Genomic DNA, 14,378 nt, shown 5'->3' with positions numbered 1-14,378 from the left:
TCCCCCAGCACCGGCCCGCCACGGGCCGGTGAGAAAGCAGTGTGTTCATGACGATTCGCACCGAACCCCTGCGCCTGTCGCGCCGGGGTTTCCTCGCCGCCGGCGCGGGCGCGCTCGCCGCCACCGCGCTCGGCGGCTGGACCCCCGTCCACGCCGTACCGGCCGGCTCGTCCGGTGCCACCCTGACCACCCCGGCCGCGTTTCCCGACGGCATCGCCCTCTACCAGCAGGCCTACCAGAACTGGTCCAAGGAGATCATGCTCGACGCGATCTGGACGTGCGCCCCGCGCAGTCCCGAGGACGTCGTCCGGCTCGCGAACTGGGCCCACGCTCACGGCTACACCGTCCGGCCGCGTGGCGCGATGCACGGCTGGACTCCGCTGACCATCGTCAACGGCGCACCGGTGGACAGGGTGATCCTGGCGGACACGATGGCGCATCTGAACGGGGTGTCGGTGCACTCCGGTTCGGACCCCGCCACCGTCACCGCCGGAGCCGGAGCGACACTCGACGCGATCACCACGGCGCTGCAGGGGCACGGCCTCGGCTGGGCCAACCTCCCCGCACCCGGGGTGCTGTCCATCGCCGGTGCACTGGCCGTCAACGCGCACGGTGCGGCGCTGCCCGCCGACGGCGAAAAGAACGTCCCGGGACACACCTTCGGCTCGCTGAGCAATCTCGTCACGGAACTGACCACGGTGGCGTGGAACGGCAGCGAGTACGCGCTGCGCACCTACACGCGCGCCGACGCGGACATCACTGCGCTGCTCGCCCACCTCGGCCGGACGTTCGTCACCTCGGTCACCCTGCAGGCCGGCCCGGACACCCGGATGCGGTGCCAGAGCTACACCGACATCGACTGGCGCGAGCTGTTCGCGCCTGCCGGAGCACCGGGACGCACCTTCGAGAGCTTCGTGCGGGCCTGCGGGCGCGCGGAGGCGATCTGGTATCCGTTCACCGACAAGCCGTGGATGAAGGTGTGGTCCCTCGCTCCGCAGAAGCCGGTGACGTCCCGAGAGGTGTTCGGCCCGTACAACTATCCGTTCTCGGACAACGTCCCCGAGCCCGTCACCGACCTGCTCGGGCAGATGACGGCCGGGAACCCCGCCATCGCGCCGGCTTTCGGGCAGGTCTACTACAACACCACCGTCGCCGGCCTCGCCGCCACGAACTCGAGCGACATCTGGGGCTGGTCCAAGGACCTGCAGTTCTACATCAAGGCCACCACCCTGCGGCTCACGGAGGGCGGCGGCGCGGTCCTCACCAACCGCGCCAACATCGCGAACGTGATCCACGACTTCACGCAGTGGTTCCACGAACGCATCGAGCACTACCGGGCGCTGGGGCAGTACCCGCTCAACGGCCCGGTCGAGATCCGGTGCTGCGGGCTCGATCAACCCGACGACGTGCGGGTCCCGTCCGCCGGGCCGCCGACCATCTCCGCGACCCGGCCGCGACCCGACCACCCCGAGTGGGACACCGCGATCTGGCTCAACGTGCTCGGGGTGCCGGGCACCCCCGGCATGTTCGCGTTCTACCGCGAGATGGAGCAGTGGATGCGCGGTCACTACAACAACGCCGACTCCACCTTCCGGCCCGAATGGTCCAAGGGCTGGGCGTTCGGCCCCGAACTGCCGTACACGGACCAGCGGGTCATCGAGCAGGTCCTGCCCGGCACCTACCGGGAAGGCGTGCCCGCGGACGAGAACTGGGACTCCGCGCGGGCGGTGTACAACCGACTCGACCCGCATCGGGTATTCAGCAACAGCTTCATCGACCGGCTGCTGCCCTGACGAGAAGGCGCCGGATATCCGCGCCCGCCGGTGCTACCCGCGCGCGTTCTCACGCGCGCGGGTAGCACCACGCCGCGCAAGCATGGTGAGGACGGATACCCGGCCGAAGTGGCCCCACAGCCGGCCGAGCCGCACCCACAGCTGCCAGTACGCCACACCCACCACGAGCGACGCCGCGAACGCGAGCCACGGGTCGATGTCCCGCAGCAGCGGATAGACCGTGAAGTGGGTCAGGTAGATGTAGAGCGACGAGGCGGCGAGCACCTCGGCCGGCCGCACCAGCAGCGCCGGCCACCAGGTCCGCGGCACCCAGATCAGCAGGAGCAGGCCGCCGATCACGAGAGCGGTGCGGTCGGTTTCGGCATGGAAGAACCCCGGCACCGTCGCCACCGCCAGGACGGACACCACCAGCCGCTGCCACACCGCGGTCGCCCGGGCGGTCGCCCAGCCGAGTGGGAAGAGCCAGAACACCACGTACGACGCCAGGATCTGACTGGTCGGCATGTCCGGCCCGAGCACCTCGTACCGGGTCAGCAGGCCCACGCCCACCAGCGCGAGCGGGAACGCGAACGGGAACCGTCGCTCGTGCCGGTCGAACCACGGCACGGCGAGCAACAGAGCCACCGCGACGAGCGCGTACACCAGCGCCTCGATGAACCAGTACCGCCATTCCTTCGTCCACGCGGGCGGTCCGAGCACCCCGTTGAGCAGGAACACACTCGACCAGCGGTACTCGCCGGTGAGCGCGTGCACCGCGCCGATCCACACGACGGCCGGTGCGGCGATCCGGGCGACGCTGAGCAGGGTGGTGCGCAGCCGCTCGGCGCGGGGCTTGGGCAGTTGGAATCGCGCGTAGTTGTAGCCCGCGGCCGCGAGCAGCACGTGCGCCCCGCCCACGAGGGCGAACAGGTGCAGATGCGAGCCGACGATGAGCACGATCGCCACGGCGCGGATGAGCACGTTGGTCTCGACGATCCGCCAGCCCCACGGCGCCCGGCGCGACGACGGGCTCAGCTCGCGCAGCGGCGTCGTCGGCCAGTCCGCGGGCAGATGCCCGAGCAGCCGCTCGAGCCGCACCGACATGCGCACGTACGACAGCGAGTCGCCACCGAGGTCGACGAACGTGCTGTCGTCGGTGACGTCGTCGCGGCGGAGAACGTCCGCGTACAGCGCCCGCAGCCGCCGTGGGTCCACGGCCCGCGCCTCGGGCGCCGGCTGCGGTGGTTCCGGGGCGGCGCCGAGCGCGGCGACGGCGCGGTAGTCCGGTTTGCCGTTGGGGGTGCGGGGCAGCTCGGCCACGACGCACACCCGCACCGCGGACTCGGGCAGCCCGCTCGCGCGGGCCGCGACCGCCCGCACGGGCGCGGCGTCGGCTCCCTGGACGGCGACGATCAGTTCGTCGTCGCCGCCGGCGCAGCACGCGACGAGCTCGTGGCGCGCGAGGACGGATTCGATGCGCTGCAGGTCGATGCGCAGGCCGAACAGCTTCGCGAAGCGGGAGCGGCGGCCCACGATCCGGTACAGCCCGGCGTCGGTGCGGACGGCGAGGTCACCGGTGCGCAGTTCGTCGACGACACGCCCGAGGGCCAGCTCGGACGGGTCGGTGGCATAGCCGAGCATGACGTTGGGCCCGGTGTAGACGAGTTCGCCGGCACCGTCGCCGGCCTCGGGCACAGGGTCGATGCGGAAGGCGCCGCCGGGAACGGGGACGCCGATCGTGCCGGGGTGCTCCGCGGCGAGGTGCGGGGGCAGGTAGGCCATGCGGGCGGTGGCCTCGGTCTGGCCGTACATGACGAAGAACTGCCACCCGTCGCGCCGGCCGAGGTCGACATAGCGGCGGACGCGGTCGGGGTCGAGACGGCCGCCGGCCTGGGTGACGTAGCGCAGGTTCGGCAGGTCCATGTCCGCGAAGCCGACGCGGTCGAGCAGGTCGAAGGTGTACGGCACGCCCGCGAGGGCGCTGACCCGGTGCCGGTGCACGAGGTCCCAGAATCCGGGGTCGGTGACGGACCGGTCGGTGAGCACGATCCCGGCGCCCCGCAGCAGGTGGCTGTGCAGCACGGACAGGCCGTAGCAGTAGTGCATCGGCAGGGTGGTGATCGCGCGGTCGGTGGCGCGGATGTCGAGGTAGTCGGCGATGGCCTCGGCGTTCGCCTGCACATTGCGGTGCGAGAGGCGCACGAGCTTGGGCGAGCCGGTCGAGCCGGAGGTACTGAGCAGCAGCGCGAGGTCGGAATGCAGGTCGTGGGTGGTGCCGTCGGCGAGTTCTTCGATCCGGCCGCCGTCGACGACGACGTCGGGCCGGTAGGCCTCGATCGTCGCGGCCAGGGCGTCGGGCCGGTCGCCGGGCACGAGCAGCACGGGATGGCCGGCGGACAGCGCCGCCAGGTAGGCCACGATCGGGTCGACGGCGTTGGCCCCGGCGACCAGGACGAGACGCCGGGTGGTGCCGAGGCGGTCGGCGACGGCGGCGATCCGCTCGGCCAGGTCGGGATAGGTGATCTCGGTGCCGTCGCAGACGAGTGCGGTCCGTTCGCCGTGTTCGGCGAGATGTCGGACGAACGGAACCGTCGGACAGTCGACGAGCTCGGAAGAACGTGGTACCACCGCGGCAGTCTATAAGGTTTGGCTGTCCTGAATCCAGGCTCGGTCGGGTTCGCGGAGCAGTGCGAGGCGGCTGAGCAGCCGGTCGACGTCGGGTTCGGCGGGGACGGACGTCGCGAAGTCGGCGCGCGCGACGGTGGCCGACACCGTGAGCCGGACGTCGGCGTCGCACAGCACGTCGACGACGTTGCCGAAGCGGCGCAGGGCGTCCGCGTCGAGCTCGCGCAGCGGCGGGACACCGGTGACGACCCATTCGCCGTGGTCGCGGAGGACGGCGAGGTAGTCGGCGGGCGCGGTGGGGGCGCGGCACAGGTCGGCGAAGTCGAACCACACGACGTCGCCGCGCACGGCGAGGACGGGTAGTGCGCGGCCCGACGGTCGCAGGGTTCGCCGCTCCCCCGGCTCCGGAACGTCGAGAGCGCCGGGCGGGAGGAACTCACCCGAGGCGAATCCGTCGCCCGGGGTGGCCGTACCGGTGCGGCGACGGTCGATCGGCCCGCCGACCTCGACCACCTCGAGCCGGCGTTCGAGCAGGGCGATGGTGGGCTCGAACAGGTGGTGGAACAGAGGGTTGGGCAACAGGCCCGAGGGCGGGTAGTTGGAGGTGGCGACGAGCGCGACGCCCCGCTCGTGAAGGATGCGTACGGCGCGCGCGACGAGCATGCCGTCGCCGACGTCGTGGACGTGGAACTCGTCGAAGCACAGCACACGGGCGTCGCCGAGCGCGGCGTCGACGGCGTCGTCGATCGAGCCGAGGCGATGCGCCTGCGCATGCAGGCCGGCGAAGAAGCCGTGGAAGTGGTGCCGTCGCGCGGGACCGGGCACGGCCTCGAGGAACCGCTCCATCAGCCACGTCTTGCCGCGACCGACCGGCCCCCACAGGTAGACGCCGCGCGGGGTGGTGCGCCGCGCGGCGAGGTCGCCGCGCAGCCGCCCCAGGGCGGCGGCGCCGGCCCGCTGGTACGGATCCTCGGCCATCCCACCTCCTCTACATTGGTAGAGTACTCTACATATGTAGAGTTGGATCATGGCCAGCAGCCCCGACCGTCGCACCCTGATCGCCGAGACCACCCTCGACCTGATCGCCCGCGACGGACTGCGCGCGCTGACCCACCGCGCCGTCGACCGCGCCCTCGCCCTGCCCGACGGCTCGTGCTCGTACTACTTCCGCACCCGCGGAGCCCTGCTCGACGCCGCCGTGCACCGGCTCGCCGAGCGATCACGCGACGCGTTCGAGCACTCCGGTCTCACCCGCCCGACGACCCCGGTCGACGTCGACGCCGCCGCGCGCGCGGTCGCGACGGCACTCGACCGCGACCTGGCCCACCGCCGCCGGGATCTGCTCGTGCGGTATGCCCTGGCCACCGACCCGGCCATCGGTGCCGAGCAACGCGCCGGCCTTGCAGCCGCCCTGTTCTCCCGCGCCGCCGCGCGCGACCTCGTGGCCGCCTGCGGCGCCGACGACGCCGACTCCGCGGCTGCCGATCTCGTGAGCCTGGCCGAGGGACTGACCGTGGACCGGCTGCTCGGCGCCCGGTCGCTGGAGGGACTCGCCGCCGGCACCGCCGCGAGCGTCGCGCAATTGGCCCGGCCGATCGCGGTGTACCTCCGCGGCCTCGCCGGGGGCGACGGTACCGGCCGGGCACGAACCATGCGATCGTGATCCGGCACCGGCCTGCCTCCCGGGAGGCCCAGCCGTGGGCAGGCGAAGACACGTCGCGTGCCTAGGATTGGCTCATGCGATCGGCCGCCGGTGAACGGTACTTCCTCGAGTCTCTGGACCGTGGGCTCGCGGTGCTCGAGTGCTTCGACGAACAGCACCGGGAGCGCACTCTCAGCGAGGTGGCCCAGGTGGTGGGGATCACCCGATCGACAACGCGAAGAATCCTGCTGACCCTCGTCGATCGCGGGTTCCTGCGGCAGGAGGGTCGTCGCTTCATGTTGACCCCGCGCGTTCTCCGTTTCGGCTTCTCCTACCTGTCCGGGCTGGCGCTCCCGCAGCTGGCCGAACCGCACCTGGCGAAACTCGCCGCCGAACTCGAGGAAACCGTCTCGGTCACCGTGCTCGACGGATCGGACGCACTCTACGTCGCGCGAGTCCGTTCGCCGCGGATCGTGCGTATCGCGATCTCGGTCGGCATGCGCTTCCCGGCGTACGCGACCTCGCACGGCCGGGTCCTGCTGTCCGGCCTTACCGCCGACGAACTCGACCGCTACCTGGAGACGACGGAACTGCGGGCGTTCACCGAGCAGACCCTCGTAGACCCGGACCGGCTGCGCGCCGAGATCCTGACCACGGCCGAGCGGGGTTGGGCGTTGTCGGAGGACGAACTGGAACTGGGGGTTCGCGGCGTCGCCGTGCCCATCCGGGACCGAACCGGCCGGATCGTCGCCGCGCTCAACTCTTCCCTGCAGAACATCGCGCATTCCGGCGCGGACGTCGAGGCACGAGTGGTCTCCCGATTGCAGGAAGCAGCCCAGCGGATCGGGGCCGATCTCGCGATCAGCGGACCATGAGCCGTGCGCGGTGCCGGCGGCTCCCCTTCCATGCTCGGCCGCACCCGGCCCGGCGAGGCGGATCAACCGATCCGTGCAGCATTTCGTGATCGAGAAGCCATTACGCGTAGGAGATTTCGAGCGCCCACGCCCCTGGCCCCGTCCGTTGCCGCCTCCGGTCGATCCGCGTCTCAGGGCGCGGTCGCGACAGTCGATGTCCGCGACGCCCGGGCGGCCCGGCCGGCGTCACCGTGGTCGTGTCCGAGCCGCCAGGCGATGATCCCGGAGATCACGCATCCGCCGGCGAGATAGACCGCCACCAGGTGCCACGACCCGCCGGAGACGGTGACCAGGGCCGCCGCGATGAAGGGGGTAAACCCACCCCCGACCGCGCTGGCCACCTGGTAGCCCACCCCGGCGCCGCTGTATCGGTACTCGGCGCCGAACATCTCGGTGAACAGCGGCTGCTGCACGCTGACCACCATGTCGTGGGCGATGTTGACCAACAGCACCGCGAAGATGACGGTTCCGATCATCGAGCCGCCCTCGAGCATCGCGAAGAACGGGAACGCACAGACGGCGCCGAGTGCGGAACCGAGCATGTACACCCGGCGACGCCCGTACCGGTCGGACAGCCACGCGAACAACGGGATGGTCACCATTCCGAGGGCACCGACGAGCAGGCCGACGTTGAGCATGAAACTGCGTTCCATGCCGAGTTCGTTGGTGGAATAGCTGAGCGCGAACGTCGTGACGATGTACATCGAGAACAGCTCGACGAAGCGCAGACCGATGATCTGCAGAAAAGCCTTGGGATGCTTGGTCAGTGCTTCCACGAGGGGGATGCGCTTGCGGCTCTGCTCGCCGAGCTCCGCTTCGAGCCTCTCGACCTTCTCGGTGAACTCCTGACTCTCCTCCACGCTGGAGCGTACCCACAGGCCGAAGGCGACGAGCACAATGCTGGCGACGAACGGAACACGCCACCCCCATTGGGTGAAAGCCTCGTCGGTCATGACGCTGCTCATCAGCATGACGAATCCGGTGGCGAGAATCAGGCCGACGGAGTAGCCGACCTGTACGCCGCTGCTGTAGAGAGCCTTCTTCTTCGGTGGCGCGCTCTCCACCGCCATCAACGCGGCACCACCCCATTCACCGCCGACGGCGAACCCTTGCACAGCCCGCAGCGTGACGAGCAGGACCGGCGCCCACCACCCGATCGACGCGAAGCTCGGCAGCAGGCCGATCAGGGCAGTGGCGCTTCCCATGATCACGATGGTGAGCACCAGCATCCGCTTGCGACCGAGGCGGTCACCGAAGTGACCGAAGACCACCCCACCGAGCGGCCGGAAGAGGAATCCGACGCCGAAAGTCGCGAACGCGGCGAGCGTGCCGATGGCCGGGCTGACGTTGGGGAAGAACTCCTTGTTGAAGACGAGCGCGGCCACCAGGCCGTAGAGGATGAAGTCGTACCAGTCGATGACGGCGCCGACGAAGCTGCCGAAGGCTGCGCGCCGAGCCTGAGACTCGTCTGGGCCGGCGAGGTGCCGCTCGTTCATACCCGATCCTCGATCCGTATGTTCGTAATGCGAACGCATGTCCGCTGAGTGGATATATGTGACGGTAGACACTCCGCAGGAGTTTCGTCAAGACGAGCGACAGGTGTCGCCACCGGCACGAAAACTGCGGCAATGCACCGGCGCCACCGGACCGCAGCGGAATACACGCGTGTAATTCATTCCGGTACAGGGTGATCCGAACAGTTGCCCTGCAGCCGGGCACGCCACACCGGATAATTCGACCCATGCCCGCCTCCCGCTCCGCGGTGCCCGCCCCGATGCTGGCCACGCCCGGCCGGCCGCCGATCGGCACCGGCTGGGCGGTGGAGATGAAGTGGGACGGCGCCCGCACGGTGGCGGTGTGCGACGGCGAGCGGTGCCGGCTCTACAGCCGCAACAGCAAGGACATCTCGGGGGTCTACCCGGAATTGACGATCGCGCTGTCGGCGGTGTCCCGGGGCCGGCCGATGGTCGTCGACGGGGAGATCGTCGCTCCCGATCCGCGGTCCGGGGCGCCGGCGTTCGCCCGGCTGCAGAGCCGCATCCACGTGGCGAAACCGACGGCGGCCCTGATCCGGACCATCCCCGTGGAGTTCTACGCATTCGACCTGCTCGCGCTCGACGGCGCGCCGACGACCCGGCTGCCGTACCTCGAACGTCGCCGTCGGCTGGTCGACCTGTCGGTGTCCGGCCCCCTGGTCCGCACGCCGCCGCACTGGGTCGGCACCGACACGAAGATCCTCCTCGACCTTGCCCGCGATCACGGTCTCGAAGGCATCGTCTGCAAGCGGACCGATTCCGTCTACCAACCGGGACGCCGCTCTCCGGCATGGATCAAGACCGCCCTGCGCGAGAGCACCGAAGCCGTGATCGCGGGATGGTTGCCGGGCACCGGCATGCACCGCCCGACGTTCGGCTCCCTCGTCCTCGGCGCCCACGACGACGACGGCCGTCTCGTCCACATCGGCAACCTCGGCACCGGCTTCACCACCGCCGGCCGGCGCGCCCTGTGGGAGAGGCTCGACGAACTCGAGCGGCCCAGCGATCCGTTCGACGTGATACCTCCGGCGCCCGTCGTCCGGGCCGCCCGATGGGCCGAGCCGGTGCTGGTCGGGGACGTCGAGTATCGCGAGTTCACCGGCGACAGTCTGCGCCACCCGAGTTGGAAGGGACTGCGGCCGGACAAGGAGCCGGAGGAGGTAAGAGCACCGAAATAGGAATGGATGCACCATCGCTGTGGTTTGACGAGGTCCCCGGTTCGACGCGACGGGGTTCTGGCATGCAACGTCGTGCACTTGGACGCTGGGCAGACTGTGTGCGAGGCGATGCTGGAGGGGCGGGCGCGGCAGCGGCGTGCACGGTTTCCGAATGAGAACGGCACGATCCGTTCGCGACTGCGACTCGCACGGAATTGTATCCGTGACAATGGAATCCGGTCGAGAATGAGGCTGAGGCATGGGCAAGCCTCCGGAAGACGGGATACCGGTGGCGTCCACGCGAGCGACCCGGCACTGCGCGGAGTGGCCCCAGGATTTGGCCCTTGCCCTCACGACGTCGTCGGTCGCCCCTGCTGCGTCCGGTCGAGCAGGGTGAGGTAGGTATCGAGCTGGGCCGCGCCGGCGAGAAGGTTGCGGCTGCGCGTGGTCAGCCGGTCCTGCCAGGAGCCGAGGAAGGCGGCCAACGCGTCCGCCCCGCCCGCCGTGCGCAGCGACTCGAGGAACCGGGCGACCTGGGACAGCGGGTAGCCGCCCTGGCGCAGTTGCCGTGCGATCTCGGCGTCGCGCACGCAGTCCGGTCCGTATTCGCGATAGCCCGTTGCCCGGTCGCGGTCGGGGCGCAGGATGCCCTGGGTCTCCCAGGTGCGCAGCGTGGCCGGGTGCACGCCGAGTCGGCGGGCGAGTTCGCCCACAGTCAGCGGTCCACCGCGGACAGCAGTCGGTGCCGTGGTGGACAGGGCGCCCAGGGCCGTTGCGACCTCGATGCGGGTGCCGCGTTCGGCGAGCAGCGCGACGTGCGCGGCGTCGATCAGCCGGTAGGCGGACTCGGTGTCGCCGCGGTTGACTGAACGCATGATGTCCGTTGCCTGCCGGTGCCCGTGGCCACCGCGCAACGCGAGGAAGGCGCGTAGAGCCTGCGCGTGCAGGGGCGTGTAGCGCCGGTAGCCGGTCTCGCTGCGCTCGGTCGGCGGGAGGATGCCCGCGTCGTCGTAGTTGCGGATCGCCTGTGCGGACAACCCGTGTTCCCGGGCGAGGTCGATGGGTCGCAACGTGCACCTCCGATTGAGGCTTCTACCTCTGGATTCCTGGTCGCAGTCGCAGAAGTTTCACTCGATTCTTCAACGATATCGTCGAGGGCAGTTCCTTCCGACAAGGGGTGTTCATGTCTACTGCCGCAGCACTGCGTGGAATCGGCCGCCAACTCGACGACCCGGCAAGCCTGGGCCGCGCCCTCGACGAACTGCTCGCCACGCGGCCCGAGCCGCCGACCCTGCTCGCCCTCGGCGAGCCGACCCACGGGATCGAGGCGTTCCCGTTACTGCGCAACGAACTCCTCGGTCACCTCGTCGAACAGGGGTACCGGTCGATCGTGCTGGAGACCGATGTCTTCGCCGCGTCCGTCGTCGACGACTACGTGGCCGGGGGAACGGCGGAGATCGACACGGTGCTCGCGACCGGGTTCAGCCACGGGTTCGGCGCGGTGCCGGGCAACCGCGAACTCGTCGAATGGCTCCGCGCGCACAATGCCGGCCGTGCGCCGCAGGATCGGGTTCGCTTCCACGGCTTCGACGCGCCGTTGGAGTTCTCCGGGGCGCCGAGCCCGCGACGCGCACTGTCCTCGGCCAACGACTACCTGCCCGCGGCGCTGCGGCCCGCATCGGTCCGCGACCTCGACGCGCTGCTCGGCGAGGACGCGGACTGGACCAACCAGGCGGCCATGTTCGACCCGGCAGCGTCCGTCGGCGACTCCGATCGCGCTCACGCCCTGCGCATTGTCGCCGACGACCTCGCCAGCGCCCTGCGCCGCGCGGCACCCGGCCTGTGCTCCGCCGACCCGACCGGCTACGACCACGCCGTCGCGCACGCGCGCACCGCCCAGGGCCTGCTGCGCTATCACGCCGCCATGGCCAGTCCCGCACCCGATCGCATCGCGACCTTGCTCAGCCTGCGCGCCGAGATGATGGCCGAGAACCTGCTCGCGATCGTTGCCCAGGAGCAGCGACGCGGGCCGAGTCTGGTGTTCGCGCACAACGTTCACCTCCAGCGTGCGCAGTCCCACATGCCGGTCGGCGAGAGCGAGGTGAGCTGGGGGAGCGCCGGCGCGCTCGTCGGGCTCACCCTCGGCGAGCGCTATGTGTTCCTGGCCACCGACGCCAACCCCGACAGCGATCCGGGCACCCTCCAAGGCGTGTTGGCCGAGGCGACCACCCGCCGCGCCCTGTTCCCGGCACCGGCCCTGCGCGCCGCGCTTGCCCCGTCGACGGGCACGGGCGAACCGATCGTGCCCGGCCACATCCCGCTGGGCCCGGCGGACCTGGACGGCGCCGACGCGGTCATCTTCGTCGCCGACACCGACGGAAGACGGCATCAGTACTGGTAGCCGCACTCGACGCGCAGGCCAAGGTCCGCGGAAGCCCCTCACCGAACGAGGGCCGTCGCACGAGATATGTTGCGCAACAAGGAATCTGGTTCGCAGACCAATATAGCGGGTTCGAATGGTGTGCACCCGCCACTCCTGGTACCCGCTCACGTTCGCCCGGGCGACGGTAGAACACCACCGGACGGTCACCCCGGTCACGGGAGTGGCACGCCGGCCTCGTCTATCGCCAGCCACAGGCCGCCGAACTCCTCGACCTTGTGGCACAGCACCTGTCCGGGCTCCTCGTCGGCATAGAAGTACAGCGGGTGCCCGGCGTAGGTGACCTGAGCGGTCCCGTCGGAGCGCGACGTGGTGCCCAGCAGCCCCTGGTCGGCGTCACCGGCCGCGACGGGAGCACCGACGGTGAGCACCGGCGGCCACGCCACGGCACAGTCCCCGTAGCAGTCGGGGACCGTGCCGGCCTCCCGGTCGAAGATGTAGATCGCCTGGTCCCTCCGGTCGAAGAGCATTTCACCGATGGGACCGTTCGCCGTGGTGATCACCGTCGGCTCTCCGGCCGTGGTCACCGCAGGTTCCGACGCGGGGACGACATCGTAGGAGCTCTCGCCCGTCGCCCCACAGCCGGTGGCGACGAGCACCACGAGCGGGAGGAGCGCGCACCACACGGCCCCCGGCCCCCGCTCGCCGATCTGTGCCGGCATCACCGATGCTCGGGGTTCTCGAACGACGGATGACACCCGGCGTCCCACAGCGATCGCTGGTTGCCACCCACCGGAAAGCCGCCGGCCCGCACGAGCAGTGCGGCGGTGTGCATGAGGTTGTAGGTCATGAATGTGGTGTTGCGATTGGTGAAGTCGTTCTCGGGGCCGCCCGACCCCGGATCGAGGTACGAGGGACCCGGGCCGGCCTCCCCGATCCAGCCGGCGTCGGCCTGCGGCGGGATCACGTATCCGAGGTGCTGGAGGCTGTAGAGGATGTTCATCGCGCAGTGCTTGACGCCGTCCTCGTTGCCGGTGATCAGGCAACCGCCCGCGCGGCCGTAGTACGCGTACTGGCCGTGCTCGTTGAGCAGCGAGGAACAGCCGTAGAGACGTTCGACGACCTTCTTGGTGACCGACGAATTGTCACCCAGCCAGATGGGCCCGGCGATGACGAGGATGTGCGCGGCGAGGATCCGGTCGAACAACTGCGGCCATTCGTCGCTCGGCCATCCGTGCTCCGTCATGTCGGGGTACACGCCCGTCGCGATGTCGTGGTCGACGGCCCGGATCTGGTCCACCGTGACGCCTTCGCGCTCCATCAACGCCACACTGCGATCGATCAACCCCTGCGTGTTGCTGGTCTCGGGCGATCGTTTGAGCGTGCAGTTGACGAACATCGCACGCAGTCCCTCGAACTGCGGCGGTCCGCCCGCGCCCTGCGACTCCTCGAACACCGGTTCGGCCATGGGTCCTCCCATACGAGATCCGCACGCCTACGATAGGCCGCGACGACACCCCGCGGAGGCGGTTCCGTGTCTCCTCTGCTGCCGGAGACCTACGGTAACGTTCGGAACATCGTTGCCCGGGGAAGGGATCGGCACGCGTGACCGACGAACTCGCGCAGCGAGGACGCGTCGTGAGCGTGCGACTCGAACCCGCGGGACCGAGCGTCAGGCCGCCTGTGCGACCTCGGCTCGGACGTCCGTGGCCACCGGGACCGACTTCTGCTTCTCCGGCTGCGTGACCGTGGAGCGCGAGGGCGCACCGCAGTTCCCCGTGGCCCGGCACAGCAGGTGCGTGGCCGCGCAGAACGCCCCGCCGAGTGCCGCCCAGAGGAGCGAACCGAACATCCACATCCCCACCACGGCTACGGCCAGCACCAGCACGCCGTCCAGCACGAAAGCCACCACGGGGTGCGCGACCAGAGGCTCGTCGTTGCCGCCCTGTCGTTCCGTCTCCATCCGCCCGTCTCCTTTCCTGCCGACTCCGTATCCGATACCCAGCCCGGACGGAATTCACACCCTCGGTGCACGAACAGGGGACGAGAGGAGCACCGCGACGATCCGGATACGCGTTCGACTGGCGAAATCGTTTTGTGATGCGATACAAATGAGTGCATAATGTGAGAGCGATCACACTGTGGTACGGCAGGGGGTACATCAGTGGTCCATACATGCGAGGGTCGGCACCGGTTACGGACCGATATCGACGACGACGCCGGCGAGTCCTACTCGCGTCTCCGGCACACGTCCGGCACGGCGGCAGGTGCGTGCGTGGTGGCGGCAGCCATGGCGGTCGCCGTCACCGGTTCGGTGCTTCTCGGGCTGGCAGTCGCAGCGTCCGTCCTGGTG

Annotated in this window: 12 protein-coding genes; 5 read left to right on the top strand and 7 right to left on the bottom strand. The window is 70.0% G+C overall.

What is annotated here, in order from left to right; all coding sequences use genetic code 11:
• Positions 1-47 precede the first annotated feature (47 nt).
• Positions 48-1,793 carry a cholesterol oxidase substrate-binding domain-containing protein gene (locus ISO16_RS21140; protein ID WP_072634319.1) on the top strand — a complete coding sequence of 582 codons (1,746 nt, stop codon included), beginning with the start codon at positions 48-50 and terminating at the stop codon, positions 1,791-1,793.
• A 33-nt stretch (positions 1,794-1,826) separates the two neighbouring features.
• Here the strand turns inward: ISO16_RS21140 and ISO16_RS21135 are convergent, their stop codons facing one another.
• Together ISO16_RS21135 and zapE are read right to left on the bottom strand one after the other, a co-directional pair.
• Positions 1,827-4,400 (bottom strand): AMP-binding protein, encoded by a 2,574-nt coding sequence (locus tag ISO16_RS21135; RefSeq protein WP_072634256.1) that lies wholly within the window; start codon positions 4,398-4,400, stop codon positions 1,827-1,829.
• 9 nt (positions 4,401-4,409) lie between these two features.
• Positions 4,410-5,375 carry a cell division protein ZapE gene (gene zapE, locus ISO16_RS21130; RefSeq protein WP_072634255.1) on the bottom strand — a complete coding sequence of 322 codons (966 nt, stop codon included), beginning with the start codon at positions 5,373-5,375 and terminating at the stop codon, positions 4,410-4,412.
• Between the two features lie 49 nt (positions 5,376-5,424).
• On the opposite strand from zapE, the gene ISO16_RS21125 reads away from it, so the two are divergent.
• Complete coding sequence (locus ISO16_RS21125; RefSeq protein WP_029540862.1) at positions 5,425-6,060, top strand: TetR/AcrR family transcriptional regulator; 636 nt, start codon at positions 5,425-5,427, stop codon at positions 6,058-6,060.
• A gap of 74 nt (positions 6,061-6,134) precedes the next feature.
• Complete coding sequence (locus tag ISO16_RS21120) at positions 6,135-6,914, top strand: IclR family transcriptional regulator domain-containing protein (RefSeq protein WP_043797546.1); 780 nt, start codon at positions 6,135-6,137, stop codon at positions 6,912-6,914.
• 170 nt (positions 6,915-7,084) lie between these two features.
• On the opposite strand, the gene shiA is transcribed toward ISO16_RS21120, so the two are convergent.
• The gene (gene shiA / locus ISO16_RS21115; protein ID WP_072634254.1) at positions 7,085-8,449 is read right to left on the bottom strand and encodes a shikimate transporter; all 1,365 of its coding nucleotides are present in this window, start codon (positions 8,447-8,449) and stop codon (positions 7,085-7,087) included.
• 245 nt (positions 8,450-8,694) lie between these two features.
• On the opposite strand from shiA, the gene ligD reads away from it, so the two are divergent.
• Complete coding sequence (ligD, locus tag ISO16_RS21110) at positions 8,695-9,666, top strand: non-homologous end-joining DNA ligase (protein ID WP_072634253.1); 972 nt, start codon at positions 8,695-8,697, stop codon at positions 9,664-9,666.
• A 329-nt stretch (positions 9,667-9,995) separates the two neighbouring features.
• Here ligD and ISO16_RS21105 read toward each other — a convergent pair whose 3' ends face one another.
• Positions 9,996-10,715, bottom strand: coding sequence for a MerR family transcriptional regulator (locus ISO16_RS21105; protein WP_072634252.1), 720 nt, complete (start codon positions 10,713-10,715; stop codon positions 9,996-9,998).
• A gap of 113 nt (positions 10,716-10,828) precedes the next feature.
• Here ISO16_RS21105 and ISO16_RS21100 point away from each other — a divergent pair, with 113 nt between their 5' ends.
• A complete protein-coding gene (locus ISO16_RS21100) occupies positions 10,829-12,046 on the top strand; it encodes an erythromycin esterase family protein (protein WP_072634318.1) in 1,218 nt (405 codons plus the stop codon).
• A 194-nt stretch (positions 12,047-12,240) separates the two neighbouring features.
• Here ISO16_RS21100 and ISO16_RS21095 read toward each other — a convergent pair whose 3' ends face one another.
• The 3 genes from ISO16_RS21095 to ISO16_RS21085 all read right to left on the bottom strand — a co-directional run bounded on the left by ISO16_RS21095 (position 12,241) and on the right by ISO16_RS21085 (position 13,988).
• Positions 12,241-12,747 (bottom strand): COG4315 family predicted lipoprotein, encoded by a 507-nt coding sequence (locus ISO16_RS21095; RefSeq protein ID WP_006943359.1) that lies wholly within the window; start codon positions 12,745-12,747, stop codon positions 12,241-12,243.
• A complete protein-coding gene (locus ISO16_RS21090) occupies positions 12,747-13,493 on the bottom strand; it encodes a flavodoxin family protein (RefSeq protein ID WP_037200461.1) in 747 nt (248 codons plus the stop codon). Before ISO16_RS21090 ends, ISO16_RS21095 begins: the two co-directional genes overlap by 1 nt.
• 204 nt (positions 13,494-13,697) lie before the next feature.
• Positions 13,698-13,988: a hypothetical protein gene (locus ISO16_RS21085; protein ID WP_043797559.1), complete on the bottom strand. Its 291-nt coding sequence runs from the start codon at positions 13,986-13,988 to the stop codon at positions 13,698-13,700.
• Positions 13,989-14,378 lie beyond the last annotated feature (390 nt).

Origin of the sequence: Rhodococcus sp. M8, assembly GCF_015654185.1 — a bacterium.
GTDB classification, from domain to species: Bacteria; Actinomycetota; Actinomycetes; order Mycobacteriales; family Mycobacteriaceae; genus Rhodococcus; species Rhodococcus aetherivorans.
Note: the sequence above shows the minus strand (reverse complement) of the source record. Positions and strands in the feature narration are given on the sequence as shown.